General features: G+C 72.4%; 23 protein-coding genes. 10 read left to right on the forward strand and 13 right to left on the reverse strand.

Annotation, left to right across the window (positions count from 1 at the left end):
- The first annotated feature begins 70 nt into the window (after window positions 1-70).
- Window positions 71-1,207 (forward strand): ABC transporter ATP-binding protein, encoded by a 1,137-nt coding sequence (locus tag AC5P1B_RS13125; protein WP_493887357.1) that lies wholly within the window; start codon window positions 71-73, stop codon window positions 1,205-1,207.
- Window positions 1,200-1,856, forward strand: a complete 657-nt coding sequence (locus AC5P1B_RS13130) for an ABC transporter ATP-binding protein (RefSeq protein ID WP_493887143.1) — start codon at window positions 1,200-1,202, stop codon at window positions 1,854-1,856. The genes AC5P1B_RS13125 and AC5P1B_RS13130 overlap by 8 nt, the downstream gene beginning before the upstream one ends.
- A 176-nt stretch (window positions 1,857-2,032) precedes the next feature.
- On the opposite strand, the gene AC5P1B_RS13135 is transcribed toward AC5P1B_RS13130, so the two are convergent.
- Complete coding sequence (locus AC5P1B_RS13135; protein ID WP_493887144.1) at window positions 2,033-2,878, reverse strand: SDR family oxidoreductase; 846 nt, start codon at window positions 2,876-2,878, stop codon at window positions 2,033-2,035.
- A gap of 200 nt (window positions 2,879-3,078) precedes the next feature.
- Between AC5P1B_RS13135 and AC5P1B_RS13140 the strand changes: the two genes are divergently transcribed.
- A complete protein-coding gene (locus AC5P1B_RS13140) occupies window positions 3,079-3,567 on the forward strand; it encodes a MarR family winged helix-turn-helix transcriptional regulator (protein ID WP_493887145.1) in 489 nt (162 codons plus the stop codon).
- 114 nt (window positions 3,568-3,681) lie between these two features.
- On the opposite strand, the gene AC5P1B_RS13145 is transcribed toward AC5P1B_RS13140, so the two are convergent.
- On the reverse strand, window positions 3,682-4,176 hold the full coding sequence (locus tag AC5P1B_RS13145) for an FBP domain-containing protein (protein ID WP_493887146.1): 495 nt from the start codon (window positions 4,174-4,176) through the stop codon (window positions 3,682-3,684).
- A 305-nt stretch (window positions 4,177-4,481) separates the two neighbouring features.
- On the opposite strand from AC5P1B_RS13145, the gene AC5P1B_RS13150 reads away from it, so the two are divergent.
- Window positions 4,482-4,676, forward strand: a complete 195-nt coding sequence (locus AC5P1B_RS13150; RefSeq protein ID WP_493887148.1) for a hypothetical protein — start codon at window positions 4,482-4,484, stop codon at window positions 4,674-4,676.
- A 178-nt stretch (window positions 4,677-4,854) separates the two neighbouring features.
- Here the strand turns inward: AC5P1B_RS13150 and AC5P1B_RS13155 are convergent, their stop codons facing one another.
- The 3 genes from AC5P1B_RS13155 to AC5P1B_RS13165 all read right to left on the reverse strand — a co-directional run bounded on the left by AC5P1B_RS13155 (window position 4,855) and on the right by AC5P1B_RS13165 (window position 9,470).
- The gene (locus tag AC5P1B_RS13155; RefSeq protein WP_493887150.1) at window positions 4,855-6,258 is read right to left on the reverse strand and encodes a family 2B encapsulin nanocompartment shell protein; all 1,404 of its coding nucleotides are present in this window, start codon (window positions 6,256-6,258) and stop codon (window positions 4,855-4,857) included.
- A 437-nt stretch (window positions 6,259-6,695) separates the two neighbouring features.
- Window positions 6,696-8,105: a family 2B encapsulin nanocompartment shell protein gene (locus AC5P1B_RS13160; protein WP_493887152.1), complete on the reverse strand. Its 1,410-nt coding sequence runs from the start codon at window positions 8,103-8,105 to the stop codon at window positions 6,696-6,698.
- A gap of 126 nt (window positions 8,106-8,231) precedes the next feature.
- Complete coding sequence (locus tag AC5P1B_RS13165) at window positions 8,232-9,470, reverse strand: phosphodiester glycosidase family protein (RefSeq protein WP_493887153.1); 1,239 nt, start codon at window positions 9,468-9,470, stop codon at window positions 8,232-8,234.
- A gap of 209 nt (window positions 9,471-9,679) precedes the next feature.
- Here AC5P1B_RS13165 and AC5P1B_RS13170 point away from each other — a divergent pair, with 209 nt between their 5' ends.
- Both AC5P1B_RS13170 and AC5P1B_RS13175 read left to right on the forward strand, forming a co-directional pair.
- Entirely contained in the window at window positions 9,680-10,543 is an 864-nt protein-coding gene (locus tag AC5P1B_RS13170; RefSeq protein WP_493887154.1) for a phosphatidylinositol-specific phospholipase C/glycerophosphodiester phosphodiesterase family protein, read from the forward strand.
- 335 nt (window positions 10,544-10,878) lie between these two features.
- A complete protein-coding gene (locus AC5P1B_RS13175) occupies window positions 10,879-11,367 on the forward strand; it encodes a GNAT family N-acetyltransferase (RefSeq protein WP_493887155.1) in 489 nt (162 codons plus the stop codon).
- A gap of 92 nt (window positions 11,368-11,459) precedes the next feature.
- Here the strand turns inward: AC5P1B_RS13175 and xylB are convergent, their stop codons facing one another.
- From xylB to AC5P1B_RS13195, 4 genes are all read right to left on the reverse strand, one after another.
- Complete coding sequence (xylB, locus tag AC5P1B_RS13180) at window positions 11,460-12,902, reverse strand: xylulokinase (protein ID WP_493887156.1); 1,443 nt, start codon at window positions 12,900-12,902, stop codon at window positions 11,460-11,462.
- Window positions 12,903-13,223: 321 nt separating this feature from the next.
- Entirely contained in the window at window positions 13,224-14,093 is an 870-nt protein-coding gene (locus tag AC5P1B_RS13185; protein ID WP_493887157.1) for a YceI family protein, read from the reverse strand.
- A gap of 106 nt (window positions 14,094-14,199) precedes the next feature.
- A complete protein-coding gene (locus AC5P1B_RS13190; protein ID WP_493887158.1) occupies window positions 14,200-15,600 on the reverse strand; it encodes an SWIM zinc finger family protein in 1,401 nt (466 codons plus the stop codon).
- On the reverse strand, window positions 15,600-18,545 hold the full coding sequence (locus AC5P1B_RS13195) for an SCO1167/SCO6262 family helicase (RefSeq protein ID WP_493887160.1): 2,946 nt from the start codon (window positions 18,543-18,545) through the stop codon (window positions 15,600-15,602). The genes AC5P1B_RS13190 and AC5P1B_RS13195 overlap by 1 nt, the downstream gene beginning before the upstream one ends.
- Before the next feature lie 254 nt (window positions 18,546-18,799).
- On the opposite strand from AC5P1B_RS13195, the gene AC5P1B_RS13200 reads away from it, so the two are divergent.
- The 3 genes from AC5P1B_RS13200 to AC5P1B_RS13210 all read left to right on the forward strand — a co-directional run bounded on the left by AC5P1B_RS13200 (window position 18,800) and on the right by AC5P1B_RS13210 (window position 20,738).
- Window positions 18,800-19,867, forward strand: coding sequence for a fatty acid desaturase family protein (locus AC5P1B_RS13200; protein ID WP_493887161.1), 1,068 nt, complete (start codon window positions 18,800-18,802; stop codon window positions 19,865-19,867).
- Between the two features lie 42 nt (window positions 19,868-19,909).
- The gene (locus tag AC5P1B_RS13205; protein ID WP_493887162.1) at window positions 19,910-20,092 is read left to right on the forward strand and encodes a tail-anchor membrane protein; all 183 of its coding nucleotides are present in this window, start codon (window positions 19,910-19,912) and stop codon (window positions 20,090-20,092) included.
- Between the two features lie 103 nt (window positions 20,093-20,195).
- Window positions 20,196-20,738 carry an MOSC domain-containing protein gene (locus tag AC5P1B_RS13210; RefSeq protein ID WP_493887163.1) on the forward strand — a complete coding sequence of 181 codons (543 nt, stop codon included), beginning with the start codon at window positions 20,196-20,198 and terminating at the stop codon, window positions 20,736-20,738.
- Window positions 20,739-20,913: 175 nt separating this feature from the next.
- Here the strand turns inward: AC5P1B_RS13210 and AC5P1B_RS13215 are convergent, their stop codons facing one another.
- The gene (locus AC5P1B_RS13215; RefSeq protein ID WP_493887164.1) at window positions 20,914-21,762 is read right to left on the reverse strand and encodes a hypothetical protein; all 849 of its coding nucleotides are present in this window, start codon (window positions 21,760-21,762) and stop codon (window positions 20,914-20,916) included.
- Between the two features lie 161 nt (window positions 21,763-21,923).
- A complete protein-coding gene (locus AC5P1B_RS13220) occupies window positions 21,924-22,220 on the reverse strand; it encodes a hypothetical protein (protein ID WP_493887165.1) in 297 nt (98 codons plus the stop codon).
- Between the two features lie 112 nt (window positions 22,221-22,332).
- Here AC5P1B_RS13220 and AC5P1B_RS13225 point away from each other — a divergent pair, with 112 nt between their 5' ends.
- Window positions 22,333-23,250, forward strand: a complete 918-nt coding sequence (locus AC5P1B_RS13225; RefSeq protein WP_493887166.1) for an oxygenase MpaB family protein — start codon at window positions 22,333-22,335, stop codon at window positions 23,248-23,250.
- Window positions 23,251-23,507: 257 nt separating this feature from the next.
- On the opposite strand, the gene AC5P1B_RS13230 is transcribed toward AC5P1B_RS13225, so the two are convergent.
- Entirely contained in the window at window positions 23,508-24,119 is a 612-nt protein-coding gene (locus AC5P1B_RS13230; RefSeq protein ID WP_493887167.1) for a class I SAM-dependent methyltransferase, read from the reverse strand.
- Between the two features lie 196 nt (window positions 24,120-24,315).
- Complete coding sequence (locus AC5P1B_RS13235) at window positions 24,316-25,377, reverse strand: helix-turn-helix transcriptional regulator (RefSeq protein WP_493887168.1); 1,062 nt, start codon at window positions 25,375-25,377, stop codon at window positions 24,316-24,318.
- Window positions 25,378-25,489: the final 112 nt, after the last annotated feature.

A 25,489-nucleotide genomic window follows, 5' to 3' on the forward strand; every position in this document is an offset into this window, starting at 1 on the left:
CCACACGCCCGGCCGCGCGCCCGTCGTCGCACCCGTCCTCGGGGTGAACGACCTCTCCGTGCGCTTCCGGATGCGCGGCGGCCCCTCCATCGCGGCCGTCTCCGACGTCACCTTCGCGCTCCACGCCGGCCAGTGCCTGGCCCTGGTGGGGGAGAGCGGCTGCGGCAAGTCCGTGCTCGCCTCCGCGCTCCTCGGACTGCTGCCCGGCAACGCCGAGACAGCGGGCAGCGCCCACCTCGGCGACCCCGACGGGGGAGAGCCCGTCGACCTGCTCACCGCCGACGAACGACGGCTCTCCCGCACCATCCGCGGCCGGCGCGTCGGCCTCGTACCGCAGAGCCCAGCGGCCCACCTCACGCCGGTACGGACCGTACGCGCCCAGCTGGAGGAAACCGTCAGGGAGCTCACCGGCACCCGGCGGCCGAGGCTGCGCGGGGCGGCCGAAGCGGCCGCCGAGCGCGCCGCGTTCCCCGCCGACCACCTCGACCGCTACCCGCACCAGCTCTCCGGCGGCCTCGCCCAGCGCGCGGCGACCGCCCTCGCGCTCGTCGGGGACGCCGCCCTGCTGCTCGCCGACGAGCCGACCACGGGCCTTGACCGCGACTTGGTCGACCGCACGGTCGACGAACTGCGCCGCCACGTAGGCCCCCGTCCCGCCGCCCCTGACCCGGACTCCGCGGACAAGGCAGCCACCGACCGGCCCGGCAGCGGTGAGCGCACGGCGGAGGGGACCGGCACGGAAGACCGGCACGCGCGGGTGGGCGCACCGGACCGGGCCGCGACCGACTCGGCGCCGCACCCCGCCCGCGCGCTGCTGATGATCACCCATGACCTGGCGGCAGCCGAACGCGTCGCCGACCGGGTGGCCGTGATGTACGCGGGCCGCATCGTCGAACTCGCCGAAGCCCGCGACTTCTTCGGTACGCCGGGACCCCGGCACCCCTACGCCCGCCGACTGCTCGACGCCCTGCCCGAACGCTCCTTCACCCCCATTCCCGGCATGCCGCCCGAACTGGGCGACCTGCCGCCCGGCTGCGCCTTCGCCCCGCGCTGCGACCAGGCGACGAACGCGTGCGGCACCCTCCCGCCGCTCCTCGACGGCACCGCCTGCCACCACGCCCCGCCACCCCCGGAAGCCGCGTGCGCCGCCCCGGCGTCACGCACGCCCGCCCCCACACCGGCGGCGAAGGAGGCCCGCCGTGCTTGAGTTGCGTGACATCACCGCCGGTTATGACCGCCGCGACCCCGTCGTACGCGGCGTCTCGCTCCGCATCGAGAACGGCGAGGCCGTCGGACTCCTCGGGCCCAGCGGCTGCGGCAAGTCGACCCTGGCCCGGGTCGCCGCCCTGCTCCACCGGCCCGACGCGGGACGGGTGATCCTCGACGGTGAGTCCGCTCGCGGCTGGCGGCACCGTGCCCCCCGCGCGCAGCGCACCGCGTACGGCGTCATCTTCCAGCAGCCCCGGCTGTCCGCAGACCCCCGGCTACGGCTCCATGACCTCATCGCCGAGCCGCTGCGCGCCGCCGGGCGCGGCACGGAGGCAGCCGCCCGCACAGTGGAGCTGGCCGAACGGGTGGGCCTCGGCCCCGACTTGCTGGGCCGCCGCCCGCACGAGGTCAGCGACGGCCAGTTGCAGCGCGCCTGCCTCGCCAGGGCGCTCGCCCTGCGCCCCCGCTGGCTGGTCTGCGACGAGATGACGGCGATGCTCGACGCGTCGACCACCGCCGCGCTCGTCCACGTCGTCGAGGACTACCGCGGCGAAACCGGCGCCGGGCTGCTCGCTGTCGGCCATGACCGCACACTGCTCCGCCGCTGGTGCGACCGCACGGTCGGCTGGACTGACCTCAGCGCCTGACCCTGCGACAGCCCCGGCGCCGCCAGCGGATGTCAGGGGGCGCCCGGCGGATCACGCGCGCACAGCGAAGAAATGCGCCCCGTCAGGGGCGCGGGGAACTGCGCGAGCAGTGACAAGGCCCCCGCGGTCCGCGACGCGCGGACAGGGCGCCCCGGAATGATCCGGCCGGACACGGCCTACGCGGCGCCGAAGTCGGCGGCGTGATCCTCGGCCCACACGGCGAACGGACGAGCCGGGTGGCCGGTGAGTTCCTCGACCGTGCGGGTCGTACGCACCGGGGTGTCGTCGTGCGACTGCCACCAGTCGAGCAACGCGTCCGCGAAGTGGCCGGGAACGTAGGCGGCCACCTCCTCCTTCCACGCGTCACGGCTGACCGGGTTGACGCCGAAGGGCTGCCCGGTGGCGGCGGCGAGCCGGTCGATCTGCTCGCGGAAGGTGAGGGACTCGGGGCCGGTGAGGTGGTGTGCCCGGCCACCGAACCGATCCGGTTCGGTGAGGACGGCGAGCGCGGCCTCGGCGAGGTCCGACTCGTGGAGCGGGTCGGTGTGGGCCTGCGGATACGGGAGGTTGACCATACCGGTGCTCTTCAGCGCCCACGACCAGGGGAGGGCGTTGCTCGCGAAAGCCCCCGGCCGGAGAAAGGTGGACGTGGCGGGGGAGGCGGCCAGGGCCTGTTCGGCCGAGACGTGGTGCCCGGCGACCGGGTCCTCGGACGCACCAGGGGCCAGGACCGACGAGGAGGACAGCAGCACGATGTGCCGGACCCCCGCCTTGTCGGCCTGCTCAGCGAAGACATCGGCGTGGGAGTGCGCCGCGTAGAGGAAGACGGACGTCACGTCGGCCAGCGCGGCGGGGAAGGTGTCCGGATCGCTGAGGGTGCAGCGCGCGGTGGGGACTCCCGGCGGGACGCTCAGCGCCCCGGGGTCGCTGGAGGCGGCGCGCACGGGCAGCCCGCGGTCGTGGAGCAGGCCGATGAGGGCGCGGGCGACGCGGCCGCGGCCGCCGGTGACGAGAACGGTCATGAGAGTGCCTTTCGACGACCAAGGGATGCCGCGGGTCAGCGGCGGATGCCGGACGGGGGACCCGTACGGACGCGAGCACGGCTCCGCCTGCCATCGCTGGAGGCAGGCGTGCGCGGAGGGAGCCCCTAGACTGGAGGCTCAACGCACATAGTGTGCGACACAATATGTGCGTCACGCAAATGATTGAACGGAGAGGGTGGATGCCGGACCGTACGAAGCTGATCGAGCAGGTGGCCGACGAGGCCCGCCGGCATTACGCGTCGTGGACGCTGTTCAACCAGAAGATGGCGGACCGGCTGGGCCTGCACCCCACCGATGTGCAGTGCCTCAACCTGCTCGATCTGGAGCCCGAGCCGCTGAGCACCGGGCAGATCGCCGCACTGACCGGCCTGACCCCAGGCTCCGCCACCCGCCTCGTGGACCGTCTGGTCAAGGCCGGGATGGTCGAACGGCGGGCCGACCCGGCCGACCGCCGCCGCGCGCTGGTGACGCTGGTGCCCGGGGCGCTGGAAGGGCTCGGGGCCACCTGGGAGACGCCGGGGGCGGCGTACGGCGAGCTGCTGGCGAGCTTCGGCGACGAGGAGCTGGCCATCATCCGTACGTACTTCCGCGGGGTCGCCGACCTCGGCCGCGAGCAGGCCGGGCGGCTGGCCGCCGAGACGGAGGCGGCGCCGCGCACCGGCGGGTGACGGACGGCGGCTCCGCCAGGTAGGCCCCCATGTGCTCCCCCATGTGCTCGGAGGCGGGACGAGGGCCTGTACTTCTGCTCGCTCGCGGGGAGCAGGGCTCACTCATGGGGCTCGTCACTCGTAGAGCTTGTCGATGAAGGCGAACAGGTTCTTCCTGGTGCGCTCAATCTGTTCCGCCACCGACAAGGACTCCTTGAAGCGCCCCCCGGCCTCCGGCTCCTTCTTGCCGCGCACATACAGGGAGCAGGCGAGATCGGTGCACATATACAGGCCGGCCGAGTTGCCCTCGCGCCCCGCGCGGCCCGCCTTGCGGGCCGTCATCAGGGAAACGCCGTTTCCCGGGTGGACCGTCAGACACAGCGAGCACATGCTGCGGTGCAGGAAGCCGCGCTGCTGGGAGGGGAAGCGCAGCGTTACGCCGATGAGCCGCTCATCGCGTTCCGCGACGAAGTAGCTGCGGTCGGGCGCCCCGGGATCGCGCCAGCCCAGGAAGTCCAGATCCTCCCAGGGGCGCTCCGCGATGTCGCGCGGCACGGCCAGGCGCTTGGCCTCTCCCTTGGAGCAATTGACGAACGACGCGCGTATTGCCTGCTCACTGACTGCCTTCATGGAGCGGACGCTAACAGCGCCTAGGGGTAGAAGGCAAAAACCTAATTGCTCTAGGTTTCTCTTCTGGGTCTGGAGGAGTCCGGTCGCTGTCCGGCCGCTCAGACCCAGACTGACCTGGCCGTCACAGCCGAGTCCACCGGTTTTCGTCACACCCCGGTGAGCGCGAGGTGCAGGGTCGAACCGGAGATCGGCACCCGTATGGAGCACACTGGTATTTCAGCGGACACAACAGGCATAGGGGAAACTATCGGCTGATCGGCGTCCCGCCGGTCAGCCGATGTGCCGACACGGCCTGGAGGTTCGCCGTGGTCATCTCGATTTCCGTGCTCCTGCTGCTCGTCATCCTGGCAGTGGTCTTCGTACGCAGTGGTTCACTGCGCCTCTCGCACGCCATCGTCTGCGCCCTGTTGGGCTTCTATCTCGCGAGCAGCAGTGCCGCGCCGGCCATCAGCAGCGGCCTGACCTCCACCGCCGAGTTCGTCAACGGAGTGCAGCCGTAGAGCGATGACTGCCTGCCCAGCCTGCTCACCTGCCCGTCGGCGTGTCGGTGCGTCGGACGGGCCAGCGGCTCACGGGCGTGATACGAGGTGGCGGCAACCGGCCGTGGCGGGAACGGCCGGGCCGCTCCGGACCGGTCCCGCCACGGCCGCCCGGCACCACGTGCCCGGCGGTGCCGCCTCAGCGGTCGATCTCGACGTCCTCAAGAATGCCGAGCGCATCCGGGACGAGGACCGCCGCGGAGTAGTAGGCACTGACGAGATACGACAGGATCGCCTGTTCGTTGATGCCCATGAACCGGACATTGAGGCTGGGCTGGTACTCGTCGGGGATGCCGGTCTGGTGCAGGCCCACCACTCCCTGGTCCGCCTCCCCGGTGCGCATCGCGAGAACGGCGCTGGTGCCCGTGTCGCTGATCGGGATCTTGTTGCAGGGCAGCAGCGGCACTCCGCGCCAGGCGCGCACGGAGGCGCCCATGAAGTCGATGCCCTGCGGGTACAGGCCCCGGCTGCTGCATTCCCTGCCGAACGCGGCGATGGTGCGCGGATGGGCCAGCAGATACTGCGTCTTGCGCCGCCGCGAGAGCAGTTCGTCGAGGTCGTCGGGGGTGGGCGGGCCGGTGCGGGTGTGGATGCGCTGGCTGAGGTCGGCGTTGTGCAGCAGTCCGAACTCGCGGTTGTTGACCAGTTCGTGTTCTTGGCGCTCGCGGAGTGCTTCGACGGTCAGCCGGAGCTGTTCCTCGACCTGGTTCATCGGCTCGTTGTAGAGGTCGGCGACCCGGCTGTGGACGCGCAGGACGGTTTGCGCGACGCTCAGTTCGTACTCGCGGGGCGACACTTCGTAGTCGGCGAAGGTGCCGGTCAGCACCGGCTCGCCGTTGTGCCCTGAGGCCACCGCGATGTCCGCCTCACCGCGCTTGTTCGTCGGCAGGCCGGGGCGCTGGGCGAACTCAGAGGTGTGGGCGCTCAGGGACTCATGGCGGTCGGCGAAGAACTGGTAGGAGTCGCGGGGCAGTGTCAGCACCGTGCACCGGGTGACCGCCTTGACCGTGTACTCCCAGACCGCGTCCGGCTCCAGCGGTGTGCGTTCGCCGAAGTAGTCACCATCGGCGAGGACACCGAGGATGGTCTCATCGCCGTACTTGCCCGTGCCGATCTTGTTGAGCTTGCCGTGGGCGATCAGCACGATCTGGTCGGCGTTCCGGCCCGCCTCGACGAGCACGCTGCCCGCGTCGAACTCCCGCTGTACGAAACCACCGGCGAGCGCCTCCAGCGCCTCCGTGTCGGCGAAGCCGCGCAGCAGGGGCAGTTCACCCAGCTCCGGCGGGATGACCCGCACCTCGGCGCCGGTCGTGGTGAACTCGACCCGGCCGTCACCGACGGTGTACGTGAGCCGCCGGTTCACCCGGTAGGTACCGGCCGACACCTGCACCCAGGGCAGCACCTTCAGCAGCCACCGGGAGGAGATGCCCTGCATCTGCGGGACGGACTTGGTCGTCGTCGCCAGATTGCGTGCGGCCGCGGTGCCCAGGCTGAGCGCCTGCTCGCCTTCGGAAGCCTGACCTGATTCCACGGAAGTCGTCATGCCTGACACAACCCTTCTGGAAAACCTTGCTGAGATAAGAGCTGAGATAAGAAAGAAAAAGCGGGGAGGGCCCGCGTACGGTCCCGGTCGGCACGGACCGGCCAGTCGGCTTCTCTCACGCCCCCGCCCGAGGGGCTGCCGGGCCGGGGGAGTTCACCGCGCTGGGGCCGCCGACCGCCGTGGACGCCTCCCGGTCGGGGTGACGCGGCCCTTGTGCTGTCCGCCGCGGTCGTGGCCGGCGAAACGTTCGGTCAGTGGAACGGCGTGGCGCTGCCGAGCCGTTCGCCCCGAGCTGGAGCGGCTGACTCTGGAAGGGGCTGCCTTCGTGGCGGGTATCCGCCCGTGAGCGGCCTCGGCGCGACGAGCCGGACGGGATATGCCCTGTTGCCCTGTTGCCGGAATGGGTGACGTATCGCTGTGGTGAGTCCGTGCGGAGGTCAACAGCCGGTTTCGACGTCTTCGAGGATTCCGAGGGCGTCGGGTACGAGAACGGCGGCGGAGTAATACGCGCTGACCAGATAGGAAGTGATGGCCTGTTCGTTGATCCCCATAAAGCGGACGGACAAGCCGGGCTGGAATTCATCGGGCACCGCCGTTGGCTGAAGCCCGACAACGCCTTGTCTCTCCTCGCCGGTACGCAGCGCGAGAATGGACGTCGTACCGCTTTCACTCACGCCGATCTTGTTGCAGGGAAGTACGGGAACGCCCCGCCAAGCCGGGACTGAGTGGCCGAAATGGTCGATGTTCTGCGGATAGATGCCCCGGTGGTTGAATTCGCGGGCCATTGCGGCGATAGCGCGCGGATGGGCGAGGATGACGCTGGGCTCTTTCCATACGGCGGCCAAAAGGTCGTCGAGGTCGTCGGGGGTGGGCGGCCCGCCGCGGGTGTGGATGCGCTGGCCGAGGTCGGCGTTGTGCAGCAGGCCGAAGTCGCGGTTGTTGACCAGTTCGTGTTCTTGGCGCTCGCGGAGTGCTTCGACGGTGAGCCGGAGTTGTTCCTCGACCTGGCTCATGGGGTCGTTGTAGAGGTCGGCGACCCGGGTGTGGACGCGCAGGATGGTCTGGGCGACGCTCATCTCGTACTCGCGGGGCGACAGCTCGTAATCGGCGAAGGTGCCCGCCAGCACCGGCTCGCCCGCATGCCCCGCGGCCACCTCGATCGCCGCCTCGCCCTGAGCGTTGCGTGGCAGCCGCTCGTCGCGCAGATACCGCTCGACGTGAGCGCTGAGCGTCGGGTTGCGGGCGGCGAGACGCTGGAAGGTGTGGCGTGAGAGCGTCAGCACCGTGCCGCTGGTGACGGCTTTGACCGTATAGGGCCAGGTCTGCTCTGGCCCCGCCAGCGCATGCCCACCGAAGTGGTCACCCGCGGCGATCGTGCCCAGCGCGGTCTCCGCGCCGTACTTCCCCGTGCCGATCCGGCTCAGCTTGCCGTGGGCGATCAGTATGGCCTGGTCCGCGGGCTGACCGGCTTCCACCAGCACCTCGCCCGGCCTGAAGTCGCGCTGCGCGAACCTGTCCGCGAGGGTCGTGAGGGCGTCGTCGTCGGTGAACGCGCGGAGCAAGGGCAATTCGCGGAGCTCGGGCGGGATCACTCTGACCTCGGCCCCGGTCGCGGCAAAGGTGACCCGGCCGTCTCCGACCGTATAGCTCAGCCGCCGGTTGACCCGGTATGTGCCACTGGATACCGGCACCCACGGCAGTACGCGCAACAGCCACCGGGAGGTGATGCCCTGCATCTGAGGAACCGTTTTGGTCGTCGTGGCGAGTTGTCGCGCCGCGGCCGTACCCAGACTCAGCTGCTGCTGGCCTTCGCCGTCGGCCGAACTCGGGTCCACTGACGTCGTCATAGTGAATGCTCACCCATCCCCGGACTGCGGACTTGCGGATGAATACCGCTCAGCACCCTCGAAGGTAGCAGCGCGGTAAGGGGGGTGCATTCACTCAAATGGGTGGCATAAATGGATGAGTTAAGGTCAGGTAAATACACCGATCCCATTGGGAATAGCTCGCTCCGTACCCCCGGAAGGGTTGTTTCGCACAACTGTCTGGGGGCTGTCGGGGTTCCGTGTCACCAGCGTCGAGGAACCGCCGCCGTCCAGATTCATCGCGTCCTCCGCCCCCAGCTCCCGCATGAGGTCGGCCAGCTCCGCGATGGTCAGCCCCTTGCGGTACTCCGGGCGGCCGTCCAGTGACAGCAAGTACAGCCGGTGGCCCCCGTCGCCGATGCCCGCCGCCGAGCGCACGGCGGACGTGTCGGTGTCCAGGCCGTCCAGGGGACGGCTCCCGCGCACGATCGGGTACCCGCCCACGGCGAACGCCAGCGGGCCCGGTCGGCTGGCGGCCAGCTGGTGCCGCACCCGTACGCGGTCGCCCGGCTCCAGCTCACGCAGCGCCCGCGCGCCCGCCTCGCGGCCCACCAGGACCACCGAGTCCGCGGCGACCGGGCCGCGACCCGGTGTCCCGGACACCGCCGCCACCCTGCCCTTGCGGACCGTCACCTCGTGCGTCTCCGTGCTGCACGGTGCCGCCCGGTCGGTGTCCGTGCCGCACGTCGCGCGCACGCGTGAGGTCACGCCCCACTCCTTCGTGAACGCGCCGATGCCGCCCTCGGCCAGCGCGTACTGGTTCAGGCCGCGCAGCGCGAGCGTGCCGTCCGGTGTCGACACCGACCCCCGCAGCCGGAGCCGGTCGAGCCGCGCGGTGTGGTTGGTGCCCACGCCGATGACGTCCTCGGTGCTCGTGCCCGGCGGCAGTTCAGGGCCGAAGCGCTGCCCCTGCGGCACCGCGCCCTTGAGCCGGTGCCCCGCGGCGATGGCGGGCCCCACCGGGGCGCCCGTCGCCTCGACACCGGGGTGCTGGGCCTCGGAGATGTTGAAGAAGTCACCGTTGACGGCGGCCACCGCTCCTCGCCTGCCCGCGAGTTCCGACAGGGGCGCACGGGCCCCGACCGCGCCCGGGTGGACCAGGTCGAGGGAGGTCCGCCGGTTGTCCAGATCGACCGACACCAGATGCCCGTACGCCATGCCATGGGAGGACGGCACCGAGAACGCCCGGTACTCCACACCCGGCGCGATGTCCGTGCGCTCGGTGAACCGCGGCCCGGTATCCGCGCCACTCGCCGTGGGAGCCGCGACCAGACCGCCGCCGGCCAGTGCCGCCCACGCCGCCAGTACACCAAGTGCCGCGCGTGCGCGGCTTACCCGTCGAGACACGTTTCCTCCAGGCATCGCGCCACTCGCCACTCGCCACGAATGGTTTTCCCGCACACCGCGCCGACCACCCAGAACGGCAGGGAAATGGCTGACGTCCACCTACGAAACTCTGCGCGCGTCCCTGCCCAAGAGCCCCGGCGCGCCCGATACTCACTGGCGTCCGCCGTGCACACCCGGCCGCACGCCGGGACGAGAGCCAGGAGGCCCCCATGGTCCACACCCGCAGAGCCTTCGTCGTCACCCTCGGAGCCGCCGTCGCCGGTGGCATGGCAGCCCCCGCGTACGCCGAGTCCCGCGCCCTGCCACCGGCCTCCCGCACGGGTAAACCCCCGCTGCGCCAGGCGCACGCCCACAACGACTACGAGCACCCCCGCCCGCTGTTCGACGCGCTCTCCCACGGCTTCGGCAGCGTGGAGGCGGACATCTGGCTGGTGGACGGCCGGCTGCTGGTCGCGCACGACGAGGTGGACCTCGACCCCGCCCGCACGCTGGAACGGCTCTACCTCGACCCGCTGCTGCGCCGCGTACGCGCCAACCACGGCCGTGTCTACCGTGGCCACGACCTCTCCCTGCAACTCCTGATCGACATCAAGAACCTGGGGGAGCCCACCTACCTCGCCCTGTCCAAGCGGCTGCGCCGCTACCGCTCGATGCTCAGTGTCACCGCGGGCGGCAAGGTGTTCCGGGGCGCGGTGACCCCGGTCATCTCCGGTGACCGGGCCGCTCGGGCTCCCATGGAGGCCGAGCGGGTGCGCTACGCCTTCTACGACGGGCGCCTGAGTGACCTCGGCGTCGGCGTGCCCGCCTCCTTCATGCCGCTCGTCAGCAGCAACTGGACGCACAGCTTCACCTGGCAGGGCGTCGGCGCGATGCCGATGAACGAGCGGGCGTTGCTGCGGCAGGTCGTGGACACCGCCCACGCCGACCGGCAGCGGGTGCGCTTCTGGGCCACGCCCGATCTGCCGGGCCCCGCCCGCGAGGCGGTCTGGCGCGAACTCGTAGCCGCGGGTGTCGATCACCTCAACACGGACGATCTCGCCGGTCTTGAGGCGTTCCTGCGCGCGAACCGCTGAGGACCGCGCGCGGCTGACGGGACGCGGACCCAGGCCCCGCCACGGCGTGCGCCCGTACGCCGCGTGCTCAGGCCGCACCGGGCGCGGCGCGCGGCGGAACGCCCACCACCTCGCCGCCGCCGCGTCCCGGGAGCAGCCGGGCCGCTGTGGTCTTCGTCGCAGTGCCATCTCTGCCGGAGCTCTCTGTAGCCACCGACAAACAGTACTATCAACGGATTTAATTACGCGGGAAAGATCGATTCGCGCGCGTCGCCGCCCGCGCACTCCCGTTTCCCACGTGCCGAACGCCATGAAGGCAGTCGCGTTCTGGCGCCTGGTCCCACATGCTGGCCGCCATGCTGATCAGAACCGCCACCGCCGATGACTGGCCCGCCATCTGGCCCTTCCTGCGCACGATCGTCGCCGCGGGCGAGACGTACACCTGGGACCGGGACACCAGGGAGGAGCGGGCGCGCGAGATGTGGATGCTCGCGCCGCCGAGCCGTACGGTCGTCGCCGTCGATTCCGACCGGACGGTGCTCGGCACGGCCAAGATGAACCCCAACCACATGGGACCGGCGTCGCACATCGCCAGCGCGAGCTTCATGGTCGACCCCGAGCGCTCCGGGCAAGGCGTGGGCCGCGCCCTGGGTGAGTACGTCCTGGACTGGGCCCGCTCCGAGGGCTACCGGGCGATGCAGTTCAACGCGGTCGTCGAGACCAACACCCGGGCCGTCGCGCTGTGGCGCGCACTGGGCTTCGAGGTCATCGGCACGCTGCCCGAGGGCTATCTGCACGCCACCAAGGGCTACGTCGGGCTGCACATCATGCACCGCCTGCTCTGACCGCGCACGCCCCGGCCGCCCCGACCGGTCCCCGTCCGCGTGGACCGGGAACGGGTCAGGGGCAGTTCGGGGGCAGCGGGCCGCCGGGCCCGTCAGCGGGAGCGGAGCAGCCCGTCGGCGTGCGAGAGCGTCGCGGTGATGCGCTCCAGCGCCGCATCGTCACGGGGGACGGGATCGTAGGACGGTCCGTCAGCCGTCGCCCAGCGGCGGGCCACGGCGGCCGGGTCCTCGCCGAGCAGCAGCCCGGCGGCCTGCGCGGCGGCGCCCAGCGCGACCAGTTCCTGGGCGCGCGGCACGACCACGGGGCGGCTGCTGAGCCTGCGCACGGTCTCGCGCCACGCGGTGCCCCGCGCGCCGCCACCGATCAGCATCAGCGGGGCTTGGGCTCCGGCCTCCGGGCCGAGAACCCGGTCCAGCGCGGAGAGCAGGGCGAACACCGCGCCGTCGTACGCCGCCTGCAGGACCTGGCCCCCGCTCGTGTCGTGGCGCAGGCCGTGCAGGAGCCCGCCGGCGTTCGGCAGGTGCGGGGTGCGTTCGCCGTCGAGGAACGGCAGAACGGTGACGGTGCCGCCCGGCTCCACGGACTCGCGGTCACGGCCCAGCAGGGCCGCGAACCGGTCGACGGCGAGCGTGCAGTTGAGGGTGCAGGCCAGCGGCAGCCAGGCGTCACGGGCATCGGCGAACCCGGCGACCATGCCCGTGGGGTCGGCCGGGCGCTCGGCGGAGACGGCGTAGACGGTGCCGGACGTGCCGAGGCTGAGCACCGGTTGCCGCACGCGCAGTCCCATGCCGAGAGCGGCCGCCATGTTGTCGCCGGTCCCCGTGGCGACGAGCACGCCGGGAGAGATCGGCAGCTCCGGCAGCGGCCGCACGGTCCCGGCCGCCTCACCAGGCCGCAGCACACGGGGGAGATGGTCGCGAGGCAGCCCGACGTGCTCCAGGATCTCCTCGTCGTACGCCTCGCTCGCGGTGGCCCACCAGCCGGTGCCCGACGCGTCACCGCGGTCGGTGACGCCCTGGCCGGTGAGCCGTTCGGTGAGGTAGTCGTGCGGCAGCCGGACCGCCGCGGTGGCCCGGGCCGACTCGGGTTCGTGCGCGCGCAGCCACGCCCACTTGGTCACGGTGAACGCCGGAGCCGGCACGCTGCCGACACGCTCGGCCCACGCCGTGGGGCCGCCGAGTTCGGCCAGCAGCCGGTCGCGCTGCGGAGCGGAACGCAGGTCGTTCCACAGCAGCGCGGGCCGCACCGGCTGACCCGCCGCGTCCAGCGTGACCAGCCCGTGCTGCTGGCCGCCGACGGAGATCGCCGTCGCCTGCCGCGCGTACGGGCCGCACTGCTCCAGCGCTTCGCACAGGGCCGCCCACCACTGCCGGGGATCGCTCTCCCTGGCCTCTCCCGCGCTGACCACGTGCGGTGCCTGACCGCGCGCGAGGACCGCGCCGCTGGCCGCGTCGACCGCGAGCACCTTGGTCGACTGGGTGGAACTGTCCACTCCGATGACGAGCGGCCCTTCCGGTACGGCGGCTGCGCACATGCGCTCTCCTTCGGCCCGACCGTGTGCGTCGGCGGATACCCGCCCGATGATCGCGCATCGTAGTTCGCCGACGGCGGTGGCGAAACAGCCCCGCCGCGGTCGCGCCGCGCCGCGCCGGGCGTACACCGGCCACCCACCGCTGGTGCGAGGAGCGCGCGCACGCGCGTGCCGGGGACATCGGCTGACGTGCTGCCGACCGGCGGACATCCGCAGCACGCGCGCGCGGGCGGGGCCGTGGCTCGGGCCGCTCTCGACGGACCGGCCCATGACGACGACGGACCGGCCTGTGACGGGCTGCACGGCCTACGGCCCGCAGCCTGCCTATGCGGCCTGGACGGCCTGGATGTCGAGTTCGACGCGGATCGTCGCGCCGACCACCGCGATGCCGCGCGAGAGCATGGTGCGCCAGTCGAGGGTGAAGTCGTCCCGGTGCAGCTCGGCCGACGCGGCGCAGGCGGCGCGTGGCTCCCCCGTCACACCGGTGCCGAGACCGAGGTAGCGGGTGTCGAGCGCGATGCTGCGGTTCACGCCGTGCAGGTTCAGTACGCCCTGGACCGACCAGCGGGAACCGCCCCGGTGGACGAACCGCTCGCTGACGAACTGGAGATACGGGTAGTGGTCGGCGTTCAGGAAGTCCGCCGAGCGCAGGTGCTCGTCCCGCCGCCGCACATGGGTGTCGATGCTCGACGCCTCGATCACCACCTCGACGCGCGAGTCCTCCATGCGCTCGGCGATCTCCATCGTTCCCTCGAACCGGCTGAACCGGCCGTGTACCTCCGCGAGTCCGATATGCCGGGCGATGAAGCGCACCGCACTGTGGTCGGGGTCGATCCGCCATACCCCCGGGGAGGGCAGCGAAGGTTGCGGGGCGAGGTCCATCGTGAGCGGTTGCAGGGCCGTGCGTACGCCGTCGGTGGTCGCGCACTCGCGGCGTACGGGCTGGTATCCCTCGGAGGTCACGGCGAGGCTGTACGCGCCGGGTGGCACGGTCGCGGCGAACCGCCCGTTCGGGTCGGTCTGCCCGCGCAGCACCTCGCGCCCGTCGGCGTCGCGTACGCACACCTCGGCCCGGTGCAGGGGGAGCCGCACCGGGTCGAGGACCACGCATTCCAGTGCGCCGGAACCGCGCGGCAACGGCGCGGCCTCCCTCCGCGTGACGCGATGGCGGCGGCGCAGCAGGGCGAAAGCCATTCCCGGGGGCCTTTCTGGAGTAGCGGTTGGTTCATGGTGAGACCACCGCATTGTGTCAGCACTCCGGACAAGACCTCTCAACGCCCCCATCGCTTCCGCAAACCGGTCAGCTCTCGCAGAGCAGATCCGACAGCGCGGCAGCCGGGTCCGCCGCGGCGGACCCCGCCGGCCACCACCGGCCGCGCTCCTTGCGGTACGGCCACCACCGGCCGTCCTGCCCGTAGCGCAGCTGAGCGTTCCCGTCCACCACCGTCCACCGGTTGCCGGTGGCCCGCAGCCGGGGCGGCGCGGCCTCCTCCCACGCGGTGGCGAGCTGCGCCGTGGCCCTGGCGAGGGCTTCCGCGTCCGGGGTCCACTCCGCCTCAAGGACGGTCAGCGCGTCGACGCCGCCGAGTTCCCAGGCGCGAACAGCCCGTTCGAGGTCGTCGGCGTCGGCGGCGTTGTCCCTGCCGCCGCCCGCGGCGAGGCGGGCGGCGATGTGCGGCTCGGGACCGACGGCGGCGAGTCGTACGGCGTCCTGCCACAGCGTCAGACCAGGAGGGACCGGGGTGTCCTCGTGACCGGTCGCCAGCGCGGCGGTCAGCATCCGCCGTGCCCGCGCCGCGGCGTCAGCCGCGAGGAACTCCAGCGCGGCGACGTCGAGGCCGGCCCCCGCCGGGGACGGTTCCTGTTCGCCGGTCAGCCGGGGTGGCCGCCCCGCCTCGTCCACCAGGGGCGGTGGTGCGGGCAGCGGCGGTATGACCGCTCCCGCCGCGAATGCCTCCGCCGCGGGGACGGTGCGCGGCGCCCGCTGGGCGTCCGTGCGCTCCGGGGTGGATATGCCGGCGCGCGCGGCGCTGCGCGCCTGGAGGTCGTCGAGCAGCTCGCGTTCGCCCCGGCCGCGCATCAGGAGCAGCACGAACGGGTCCTGGTCGAGCAGCCGTGCCAGCTGGTAGCACAGGGCCGCCGTGTGCGGGCAGTGATCCCACGCCTCGCAGGCGCACTCCGGCTCCAAGTCGCCGATCCCGGGCAGCAGGTCCACGCCCGCGGACGCCGCGTCCTGCACCAGGTGCGGTGGCATGTCGCGGTCGAGGAGCGCGGCGATGTGACCGGACCGGTCGGCGACCATGTCCAGCAGCCGGTCCCACTCGGCTTCGGTGAACTCCCGCAGCAGGACGTCGGAACGGTAGGGCGTGCGGTCCCGGCCGCGCACCACGGCGGTGATCCGGCCGGGTCGTACGCTGACCGCGCCGACCGCGCCCTCCCTGGCGTGCTTGCGGCCCTTCTTGAGCTGCTGGCCGTCGAGGGCGGTGTCCTCAAGGGCCTTCAGCCACGCCTGGCCCCACCAGCTCTCGGCGAACCCGCGCCCGTGCGCGGGTGGCAGCGCCTCGAAGACACGCTCGGCCCCCTGACCGCCGCCGGGGCTCCCCGGCGCGGCCTCTTCCCCCGCCCCGGCGTCCCCGGTGTCGTCGTACGCGTACGCGCGGTCGTCAGCGCTTCCGTACAGGTCCTCATACGCGTCGGACATCAGTTGTCCCCCTTCTGGCCGGACGGCCGCAGCGCGACGAGATCGCTCAGTTCGGCGTCGGACAGTTCGGTCAGGGCGGCCTCGCCCGAGCCCAGCACCGCGTCCGCCAACTCCCGTTTGCGGTCCAGCATGGCGGCGATCCGGTCCTCGACCGTGCCTTCGGCGATGATGCGGTGCACCTGCACCGGCTGGGTCTGCCCGATGCGGTACGCGCGGTCGGTGGCCTGCGCCTCAACAGCCGGATTCCACCACCGGTCGTAATGCACGACATGCTCGGCGCGGGTCAGGTTCAGGCCCGTGCCCGCGGCCTTCAGCGACAGCAGGAACACCGGTGCCTCGCCGTCCTGGAAGCGGCGCACCATCTCCTCGCGCCGGGGGACCGGCGTACCGCCGTGCAGGAACTGCGTCGGGACGCCGCGCGCGGCCAGATGCCGCTCAAGCAGCCGCGCCATCGCCACGTACTGGGTGAAGACCAGCACGCTCGCCCCCTCGGCGAGGACCGTGTCGAGCAGCTCGTCGAGGAGCTCCAGCTTGCCCGAACGGCCCGGGATGGCGGGCTCTTCCTCCTTGAGGTACTGCGCCGGGTGGTTGCAGATCTGCTTGAGCGCCGTCAGCAGCTTGAGCACCAGGCCACGCCGCGCGAAGGCGTCCGCGCCCGCGATCTCCGCCAGCGTCTCGCGCACCACCGCCTCGTACAGCCCGGCCTGTTCCTTCGTCAGTGCCACCGCGCGGTCGGTCTCGGTCTTCGGTGGCAGCTCGGGCGCGATGCCCGGATCGCACTTGCGGCGGCGCAGCAGGAACGGCCGGACGAGCTTGCCGAGGCGGTCGGCCGCCGTGGGGTCGACACCGCCCTCGACCGCCTGCGCGTAGCGGCTGCGGAAGGTGCTGAGCGGGCCGAGCAGACCCGGTGTCGTCCAGTCGAGGATCGCCCACAGCTCGGAGAGGTTGTTCTCCACCGGGGTGCCGGTCAGCGCGACGCGCCCCTTGGCGCCGATGGTGCGGAGCTGTTTCGCGGTCGCTGAGTGCGGATTCTTCACGTGCTGCGCCTCGTCGGCGACCACCATGCCCCAGCCGGTCGTGGCCAGCCGGGCGGCGTCCCGGCGCATCGTGCCGTACGTGGTGAGGACGAACTCGCCGTCGCCGAGGGTCTCCAGATCGCGCGCCGCTCCGTGGAAGCGGCGCACCGGAGTCCCCGGGGCGAACTTCTCGATTTCCCGCTGCCAGTTGCCCAGCAGCGACGTCGGGCAGACGACGAGGGTCGGACCGGCCGCCTCCGGCGCCGTCTGCCGGTGCAGATGCAACGCGATCAGCGTGATGGTCTTGCCGAGACCCATGTCGTCGGCGAGGCAGCCGCCGAGGCCGAGCGAGGTCATCTGGTGCAGCCAGCTCAGTCCCCGCAGCTGGTAGTCGCGCAGGGTCGCGGCGAGCGCGGCGGGCTGGCCGACGGGCGGCGGGCCGCCCGCTCCGTCCACCGGCTCGGGCGTGGCGAGGCGGTCGCGCAGCGCCGCCAGCCAGCCGGTGGCCTGCACCGCCACCTCGGTGCCGTCCGCGTCGGCGCGGCCGGTGAGGGCGGCGCCGAGCGCGGTCACCGGGGTCACCTTGCTCTCGCGCCGGTCGTGGGCGCGGCGCACGGCGGCGGGGTCGACGAGCACCCACTGATCGCGCAACCGGACCACGGGGCGGCTGGCCTCCGCCAGCCTGTCCAGTTCCTGCCGGGTCAGTTCCATGTCGCCGACCGCGAACCGCCAGCTGAAGGCGAGCAGCGCCTCGGCGGACAGGAAGGCGGGCAGCGCGGAGCCGTCCTGAGGCAGCTCGTCATCGGCGGGGCCGACCACGGCGCGGGCGGTCAACTCGCGCGCCAGCTCCCTCGGCCAGTGCACCCGTACTCCGGCGGCCTCAAGCGCGGCCCCCGCGGGGCCGAGCAGCTCGCCGACCTCCTCGTCGGTGAGGCTGACCGCGTCCGGTACGGCGGCGGACAGCAGCGGCGCCAGCGCCGCCCAGGCGCGGGCGGCCCGGCGCAACGCCAGCAGAGCGTCCATCCGGACCCGTGGGCCCAGCGCCGCGGCCACCGCCGAACCGCCCGCCCACACCTGGGCGGCGTCGGCGACGAGCGCGGGGTCCGTGACGCTGTGCAGCTGGAGCACGGCGCGGAACTCCGGCCCCGGCCGCCCCGCCTCTCCGGCGTCCTGCGAGGCGGCCTCCGTCGCGGTCAGTCCCAGGACTTCCACCCGCAGCGACAGCCGTACGCCCGCGTCGTGCCCGGCGGCGACGCCCGCCGCCCAGCCGCGCTGCTCGGGCAGCCGCTGCGGAGCCTGCGCCGCGAACGCGGGGCCGCCCGCGGCGAGGGCGGCCGCGGGCGAGCGCGGCAGCCCGTCGGCGACCGCGTCGAGGAAGGAGCGCAGCAGGTACTCCGGCTCGGCGAGCAGCAGCGCGCCCGGGTCCCCGGGGGGCCCGTCCTCGTCCTCGGCCGCGAGCGGCGCCGCGTGCGCGGCCGGGGGCATGGCGGCGGCAAGCTCCCGTATCCGTTGCAGGTCACCCGGTTCGAGCGGACCCACACGCCACGCGTCATGGTCGGTGACGCTGAGACCAGGCAGCAGCCGCCCGCGCGCCGCGAGTTGCAGGCCGAGTACGGCCGCGGCGCCCCAGAAGGCGGCGGTGGCGTCGGCACGCGCGGCGCGGGCGCGCGTGAGCGCGGGCAGCGCGACACGTACGGGCAGCACGCGGGCGCGTACGGAAACGGCCCGCACGCCCGGGCCGTCCGGCACGACGACGGTCACGTCCTCGACGGGGCCGGGTCCGGGCGGCGGCTCCTCACCGGGGCGCCAGAAGGCGACCCGGCCGGTGCGCGCGGGATCGCCGGGCACGAAGACGGCGGTGCTGCGGCCGAGCTGAGTGATCTCCGCGGGAGTCGCGGGGCAGGAGGGGGATGACACAGGCTGACGCATTCCTCAAATTTGACTAGTGAACGCCGGAACGGCCGAGGGTAGCGGACAGTCGCGCCGGGCGGACGACTTCGCCGTGTGACGCCCATCACTTCCCGGGGCCCGTGGGTGTAGCTAGCCCCCCGTCGGCACCGGGATCTGGCACCCGCCTGTTCGGGGTGGTGACATCATGGCCCCGCATGGTCACTCGGGCCTACGTTTCCACAGGTAAGGCCGTTACGTGCGCAGCACACCCGCCACCCGCCATCGGAGACGCCATGCCCCAAGCCACCGCTGTAGCCACCTCCGCACCCCCGACGGGCAGTGACTTCGCGCCACTGCTGCGCGAGATACGAGCAGCGGGCATGCTCAGGCGCCGCACCCTCTGGTACGCCGCCGGCATCACCCTCAACGCGGCCGTCCTCATCGCCATCGGGACCGCGCTCGTCATGATCGGTGACTCCTGGTGGACGCTGGCCCTGACCATACCGGCGGCCGTGTTCTGGGCCCGCACCTCCTTCGTCGGACACGACGCCGGGCACGCGCAGATCACATCCAACCGCCGCGCCAGCGCGGTGATCGGCCTCATCCACGGCAACCTGCTGCTCGGCATGAGCCGCGCCTGGTGGAACGACAAGCACAACCGGCACCACGCCAACCCCAACCACATAGAGAAAGACCCCGACGTCGGCGTCGGCGCCCTCGTGTGGACCCAGCACCAAGCCGTGCTGCGGCAGGGCTTCACCCGCTGGCTCACCCGGCACCAGGCCCGCCTGTTCTTCCCGATGCTGCTGCTCGAAGGGCTCAACCTGAAGGTCTCCGGAATCCGGGACCTGCGCAGGCAGCAGCCGCGCGAACGCGCCGTGGAAGGCACGCTGCTGGCTTTGCACTACGCCGGATACCTCGGCCTCCTGCTGACCGTGATGAGCCCCGGCAAGGCGGCCGTCTTCGCGCTCGTCCACCACGCGCTCTTCGGGCTCCACCTCGGCATGGCCTTCGCCCCCAACCACAAGGGCATGGAAATGCCCGACCCCGACCCCGACGGCGACCGCTGGGGCCATCTCAAGCGCCAGGTGCTGACCTCACGCAATGTGCGGGGCGGCGCCGTCACCGACTGGATGCTCGGCGGTCTGAACTACCAGATCGAGCACCACCTCTTCCCCAGCATGCCGCGCCCCCACCTGCCCCTCGCCCAGCCGCTCGTCCGCGCCCACTGCCTCGCGCACGGCCTCCCGTACGCGGAGACTGGACTCATCGACTCCTACAGCCAGGCACTGGGGCATATGCACGCGGTCGGCGCCCCGCTGCGCTCGGGCGTGGAACTGGGCACGCCCCGCACGCGTTGAGGAGTAAGAAGCGGCACACGCCGTTTGAGGAGGCAAGAAGCGATGTCGAACCGTGCGAAGGTCGCCGTCGGTGGAGTGGTCACAGGAGTGGTGCTGCTGTGGCTGCTGCCGAACTGGATAGCGCTGCTCGTCATGATCGGGGTTCCGGTCGGCGCGTATCTGCTGCTTGACTCCTCGCAGCGCGGCAGGCTGCGCAGGGTCTCCCGCAAGCAACTGGGGCGCTGACCGGCCCAGGCGGTGCAGGACCCGGGGGCCCGCGGGCCCCCGCAGTGCCCGGCACGCGAGGAGCCAGGCGTGCCGGTGGTACGTACGGGAGGGAGATCCGCGCATGGGCGGAATGGTCATAGCGGTGTGCAGCAACGCCGAGCACGAATTCAGCAAACCGGCCAGAGACCACATCAGGCTGCTGACAGGACTCGGCGTGGAAGGTGACGCGCATCTCGGCGTCACCGTCCAGCACCTGTCGCGGATCGCCCAGGACCCCACCAAGCCCAACCTCCGCCAGGTCCACCTCATCCACGAGGAACTGTTCGCCGAAGTGGCCGAGGCGGGCTTCCAGGTGGAGCCGGGCGAGCTGGGCGAGAACATCACCACGCACGGCGTCGACCTGCTGGGCCTGCCCACAGGCGCCCTGCTGCGTCTCGGGGCCGACGCCGTCGTCGAGGTGACGGGGCTGCGCAATCCCTGCCTCCAGATCGACGCCTTCGCCGACGGACTGCTGAAGCAGGTGGTGGGCCGGGACGAGGACGGCGGCATCGTGCGCAAGGCGGGGATCATGGGCGTGGTGCGCCAGGACGGCGCCGTCCGCCCTGGCGACGCGATCCGGGTGGTGCTTCCGGCCGGCCCGCACCGGCCGCTCGCCCGCGTCTGACGGGCCCCGTCCAACGGGCCCGCGCCCGCTCGCGCAGGGGCACGGCGGACACCGGGCGATCTGTCCGCCATGCCGGGGCGCGCGACTCACCCCCGGCAGGCTGTCCACCACACGCGCGTGAAGGCGACGCGCGTCCCCTTCGGCAGCGGGCCCGCCGTCCCGGACGGACGTGCGGCTACTCGGGCCGCACCGCCAGCGCGTCAAGACCGGCAAGCAGCGCGGGCAACCCGGGCCCCCGGCCGACCGGGAGGACCTCTCCCGGTTCGTCGTCGAGCAGTACGAACGCGATGTCGTCTGTCCTGGCCACCATGCTCCAGCCGGGACCGTCGGCGCGCAGCGTCCGCGCGGTCCCCGAGGCGAAGGCGGAGCGGACCCGGCCCGGTGGCGGGGGAGTGTCCATGTAACCGTGCGCCTCACGCAACACACGGCGCACGCCCCCGTGGCCGGAACCCGCGCCCTCGGCCGACTCCTCCGATGACGAACTGGCGGCCGCCCCGCCGTCACTCCCGGGGGATGTGAAGACCACGTCGTCGTCGACCTGCTGCCGCCAGACAGCCCACCGCAGCGCGATCTCATCCGCACCGAGCCGCCGCTGCGCCGGACCCCACCTCTCGCAGTCCGGCGGGCTGAGCGGCGGCTGGGTCAGCGCGCCAGGGCCGCTGCCTGGCGGGGGATCATGCGGCGCGGGCAGCCCGGGGGCGGCGACGGCCACCGCCAGCGGCCAGCCGGGCAGGGCGGCCACGATGGTCCGTTCGCCGGGCGAGAGGTCGTAGGCCATGCCGCAGTCCCAGGCGGCGATGGCGCACGCGACGAGCGAGACGTCATCGGTGACCACCGTCCAGCGCGCGCCGTCGCCGTCCTGGCCGAGCACCAGCCCGTACCCGCCGCTGTACGGTTCCAGGCCGAGGACCCCGCACACCTGCGGGTAGTCGTCGCCGAGGACGCTGGGAAACTGAGCCGGCGTGAGCAGCACCGCGGTCAGCACATACAGCGCGTCGTCGCTGGTCTCATCCGTTGTGGGCACCCCGGCCTCCCCTTTCCGTTGCCTTGTCCGGCGCACCCTAACCAGCCAGTAACCTCGGCGTCGATACCCTGACCACCCCCTTTGTGGCCGCGAGAGGTGTGCAAGCGCTCCCACCGCCCGCGTCCGGGCGTCAGCACAGGGACGGCCGCCGGAGACCCCCTTCAGACGGCGGGCAGGCCGAGCAGGGACCGCGCCATCTCCTGCGGCGTCACACCACGTTCCCGGGCGAGAGTGACCAGGGCGCGGCGGGCCAGTTCGTGCACCCCGAAGGCCATCGCCTCGGGTGAGACCCAGCTCGCCGCCTCCGCGCTGAGCCGGTCGTCGTCGTCAGCCGCGGCCGCCACGTGCACGGCGGCCGCCTCGAACAGGTTGTGCGTCCCCTTCTGCTGCCGTGGAGGCCTCGGGGGCCGTGGCGCCAGCCATACCTCGTTGATGAGCCGGCGCAAGTTACGGAACATATTGCGTCACTCCTCCCTGCGAGTCGTGTGCGTCTGTCAAGTCTGCCTTGCCGCCCCTAGAGTTGACTGTTCAGACGAGGTGCCTGACGGATACCGAAGGGACGCCAGCGACATGCGGCGATACGACTGGCTGCGAGAGATCCGGCAGCTCGATCCCGAGCGTGACTTCCTCCAGATCTACCGCATCACCGTGACGCACGAATTCCCCTGGGACCTCACACGCGCCCTCGAACTCGCCTTGTACCGCACCTACGCCGTGCCGAGCATCGGCCGTCTGCTGGCCGCGACCTCGGAGTTCACCGAGCGCACGCAAAAGCGCTACGACGACACGGCACTGCTGCTCGACACCGTCGTCGAGCACGGTTTCACGAGCGCAGAGGGCCGCACCGCCATCCGCCGGATCAACCAGATGCACCACGCCCACGACATCAGCGACGACGACATGCGCTACGTACTGAGCACCTTCGTCGTCATGCCCAAGCGCTGGCTGGACGCGTACGGCTGGCGGAGGCTGTCGGATCACGAGAAGCGCGCCTCCGCGATGTACTTCCGGACCCTCGGCGCGCACATGGGGATCACGGACATCCCCGAGACCTATCTCGGCTTCGAGCGGTATCTCGACGCCTACGAGGACGCGCACTTCGGCTGGGACGAGGACGCGCGGAAGGTCGCCGACGCCACCCGCGAACTCATGTCCTCCTGGTACCCGCGCCCAGTCGCCGCCCTCGTGCGCGGGGCCACCCTCGCCGTCCTCGACACCCCGCTGCGCCGCGCCTTCCGCTACGAGCCGCCGAGCCCGCTGGCCACCTCAGCGGTGCGCGGCGCGCTGCGGCTGCGCGGCAAGGCCGTCCGTCTGCTGCCACCGCGCCGCCGACCCCACTACGCCAGGCAGAACTGGGAGATCAAGGGATACCCCCACGGCTACCTGATCGCTGACCTCGGTACGTTCCCCGCCGAGCGGCGGGCACGCGGCGCGCGGCGCGGCACCCACCCCGGCTGCCCGGTGGCCCCCTCGCCGCGTCCCCGCTGACGCCCTCCGAAAAGGGCGGCAACGAGCCGCCGGTCCTCGGCCGTACGTGGCCAGTCGCACGGGCCACGGCGCGCCCCAGTTCCCGCGCCGCGTGACCTTCCGCGTGCACCGCGCCCGGCCCTCTGCCGTATCCGGGGGCATCCGGGTGCCGCGAGGGAAGTTCGCACAGGACGCCGCGACGGGGGCGCAACCTCTCCGCCGTACGCGGTCGGCCGCCGGGCCACGCGCACCCTCGCGCGCGGGTGCGCGCGTAGTGCTCAAGCGGTGCGCGACGCGAGCACGAGATAGCGCTCGTCCGTGTCCTCGTACGACTCAAGCCGCCAGCCGCAACGGGCGAGCAGCGGGCGCAGCTGGGGCTCCGCCCGCTGGTCCCCGGGGGTCAGCGACCGGCCCTGCCGCGCGGCGAGCGCGGCCCGCCCGATCGGATGGAACAGCGCGAGCCGCCCGCCCGGGCGGGTCACGCGGGCGAGTTCGCGCAGACCCGAGGCGGCGTCCGGCAGATGGGAGAGGAGTCCGGCCGCGAACACGGCGTCCAAGGCGCCGTCCCGCAGCGGCAACGCGCAGACGTCCGCGACCGCGAGCGCCCCGCAGGCGTCACGGTTGGCGCGCATGGCGGCCGACAGCATCGCCGGGGTGACATCGGCGCCGATGACCAGCCCTTCGGAGCCCACGGCGGCCCGCAGGGCGGGCAGCGCGCGGCCCGTCCCGCACCCCGCGTCGAGCACCGCCGCTCCCGGGCGCGGCGCGAGGAGCCGTACGGCCGCCTCGTAGGCGGGGCCGTCGTCGGGGAACCGGGCGTCCCAGTTGTCGGCTCGCTCAGTGAAGAACTCCCGGGTGTGCGCGAGAGAGCGGGGCTGCTGATCGCTCATGAGGTCCTTACCTTCCCTGTCTCTGTTCGGCGTCTCTTGCTCGGCGGGCGCGCGCACGCGCGCGGGTGCCCGCCGCATGTTGATGCGCGTGGGCCCGTACGGCATGGTCCGCGTGCCGTGTCAGCGCGCGGTCTGCGGAGGCGTGTACCGGCGATCGCCAGGGGCCCGCCGGGTCGTGCCGAGGCGCTGACCACCGCTACGGCCGACGCCGGTCTGGTATCCGACGTGCTGGCTCCACTGGTCCGGCCGGTCCGGCGGGCGGGCGCCCGGTAGCGGCCTCCGTCGCCCGCGTGACGCGGGCGCCCAGGGCCCGCAGATACTCCACGAGCTCCGGCGGCTCGTGGACCTGGAACTCGATGCCCGCCGTCGCCAGCCGCAGTGCCAGCCACTCCAGTGAATCGGCCGCGCTGTGCAGTCGGCAGCTGTGCTCGTCCAACGCGCTCAGGTCTCCCGGCGCGTCACCCAGCCGTCCGTTCACCTCCTCCAGGGGCGCGTGGAAAGTGACGATCGCCCGGTAGGTGGGGGCGAGACCGTGCAACTTGCCGGTCACGTAACTGGCGGCGTCACCGGTCGGCAGCTGACGGGGCGGGGTCCGTACGCCCGTGGGGCGCGGCTCCCGTATCCGGTCGACCCGGAAGACGCGCCAGTCGTCCCGGTCGTTGTCGTACGCGACGAGGTACCACCGGCGGGCGGCCGCCACGAGCCGGTGCGGCTCCACCAGCCGGTCGCTCTCCGCCGCGTCCCCGGCCTGGGCCGCGGTGCGGCCCCACACCGCGCGGTAGCGGAAGCGCAACCGCTCATGACCCGTCACCGCGGCGGCGAGCACACTGAGCGTCTGGGGATCGACGCCGGGGCCGTCGGGGAGGCGCAGCGGGACGGTGGCGGCGTTGAGCGCGCCGACCCGGTGCCGCAGCCGGGACGGCAGCACCTGTTCGAGCTTGGCCAGCGCGCGCAAGGACGCCTCCTCGATGCCGTTCACCGCCTGTCCCGCGGTGCCGCGCAGCCCGACGGCGATGGCCACCGCCTCCTCGTCGTCGAGCAGCAGCGGTGGCATGGCCGCCCCGGCGACCAACCGGTAGCCGCCGACCGAGCCCATCGTGGCCCGCACCGGATAGCCGAGTTCGCGCAGCCGCTCCACGTCGCGGCGGATGGTGCGGGCACTGACCTCCAGCCGTTCGGCGAGTTCGCTGCCAGGCCACTCGCGGGGCGTCTGGAGGAGAGACAGCAGGCGCAAAAGGCGCCCCGGAGTGTCAGTCATGGTGCTCAGGATGCCAGCGATGCGCTGCGAAAGCGGACGGGACCTGTCCTGAATACCTCGTACTCTCCTATCAACTTCTCCTCGACGTACGCGTTCCCGGCCTCGGCCAGGG

The sequence above is a fragment of the Streptomyces sp. A01 genome (assembly GCF_059026195.1).

Bases quoted from the DNA above. Each gene is read 5' to 3' on its own strand.
- AC5P1B_RS13125 (WP_493887357.1), top strand. From the start codon at position 71: ATGCGCGGCGGCCCCTCCATCGCGGCCGTCTCCGACGTCACCTTCGCG.
- AC5P1B_RS13135 (WP_493887144.1), bottom strand. From the start codon at position 2,878: ATGACCGTTCTCGTCACCGGCGGCCGCGGCCGCGTCGCCCGCGCCCTC.
- AC5P1B_RS13140 (WP_493887145.1), top strand. From the start codon at position 3,079: ATGCCGGACCGTACGAAGCTGATCGAGCAGGTGGCCGACGAGGCCCGC.
- AC5P1B_RS13145 (WP_493887146.1), bottom strand. From the start codon at position 4,176: ATGAAGGCAGTCAGTGAGCAGGCAATACGCGCGTCGTTCGTCAATTGC.
- AC5P1B_RS13155 (WP_493887150.1), bottom strand. From the start codon at position 6,258: ATGACGACTTCCGTGGAATCAGGTCAGGCTTCCGAAGGCGAGCAGGCG.
- AC5P1B_RS13160 (WP_493887152.1), bottom strand. From the start codon at position 8,105: ATGACGACGTCAGTGGACCCGAGTTCGGCCGACGGCGAAGGCCAGCAG.
- AC5P1B_RS13170 (WP_493887154.1), top strand. From the start codon at position 9,680: ATGGTCCACACCCGCAGAGCCTTCGTCGTCACCCTCGGAGCCGCCGTC.
- AC5P1B_RS13175 (WP_493887155.1), top strand. From the start codon at position 10,879: ATGCTGATCAGAACCGCCACCGCCGATGACTGGCCCGCCATCTGGCCC.
- xylB (WP_493887156.1), bottom strand. From the start codon at position 12,902: ATGTGCGCAGCCGCCGTACCGGAAGGGCCGCTCGTCATCGGAGTGGAC.
- AC5P1B_RS13185 (WP_493887157.1), bottom strand. From the start codon at position 14,093: ATGGCTTTCGCCCTGCTGCGCCGCCGCCATCGCGTCACGCGGAGGGAG.
- AC5P1B_RS13190 (WP_493887158.1), bottom strand. From the start codon at position 15,600: ATGTCCGACGCGTATGAGGACCTGTACGGAAGCGCTGACGACCGCGCG.
- AC5P1B_RS13195 (WP_493887160.1), bottom strand. From the start codon at position 18,545: ATGCGTCAGCCTGTGTCATCCCCCTCCTGCCCCGCGACTCCCGCGGAG.
- AC5P1B_RS13200 (WP_493887161.1), top strand. From the start codon at position 18,800: ATGCCCCAAGCCACCGCTGTAGCCACCTCCGCACCCCCGACGGGCAGT.
- AC5P1B_RS13205 (WP_493887162.1), top strand. From the start codon at position 19,910: ATGTCGAACCGTGCGAAGGTCGCCGTCGGTGGAGTGGTCACAGGAGTG.
- AC5P1B_RS13210 (WP_493887163.1), top strand. From the start codon at position 20,196: ATGGGCGGAATGGTCATAGCGGTGTGCAGCAACGCCGAGCACGAATTC.
- AC5P1B_RS13220 (WP_493887165.1), bottom strand. From the start codon at position 22,220: ATGTTCCGTAACTTGCGCCGGCTCATCAACGAGGTATGGCTGGCGCCA.
- AC5P1B_RS13225 (WP_493887166.1), top strand. From the start codon at position 22,333: ATGCGGCGATACGACTGGCTGCGAGAGATCCGGCAGCTCGATCCCGAG.
- AC5P1B_RS13230 (WP_493887167.1), bottom strand. From the start codon at position 24,119: ATGAGCGATCAGCAGCCCCGCTCTCTCGCGCACACCCGGGAGTTCTTC.
- AC5P1B_RS13235 (WP_493887168.1), bottom strand. From the start codon at position 25,377: ATGACTGACACTCCGGGGCGCCTTTTGCGCCTGCTGTCTCTCCTCCAG.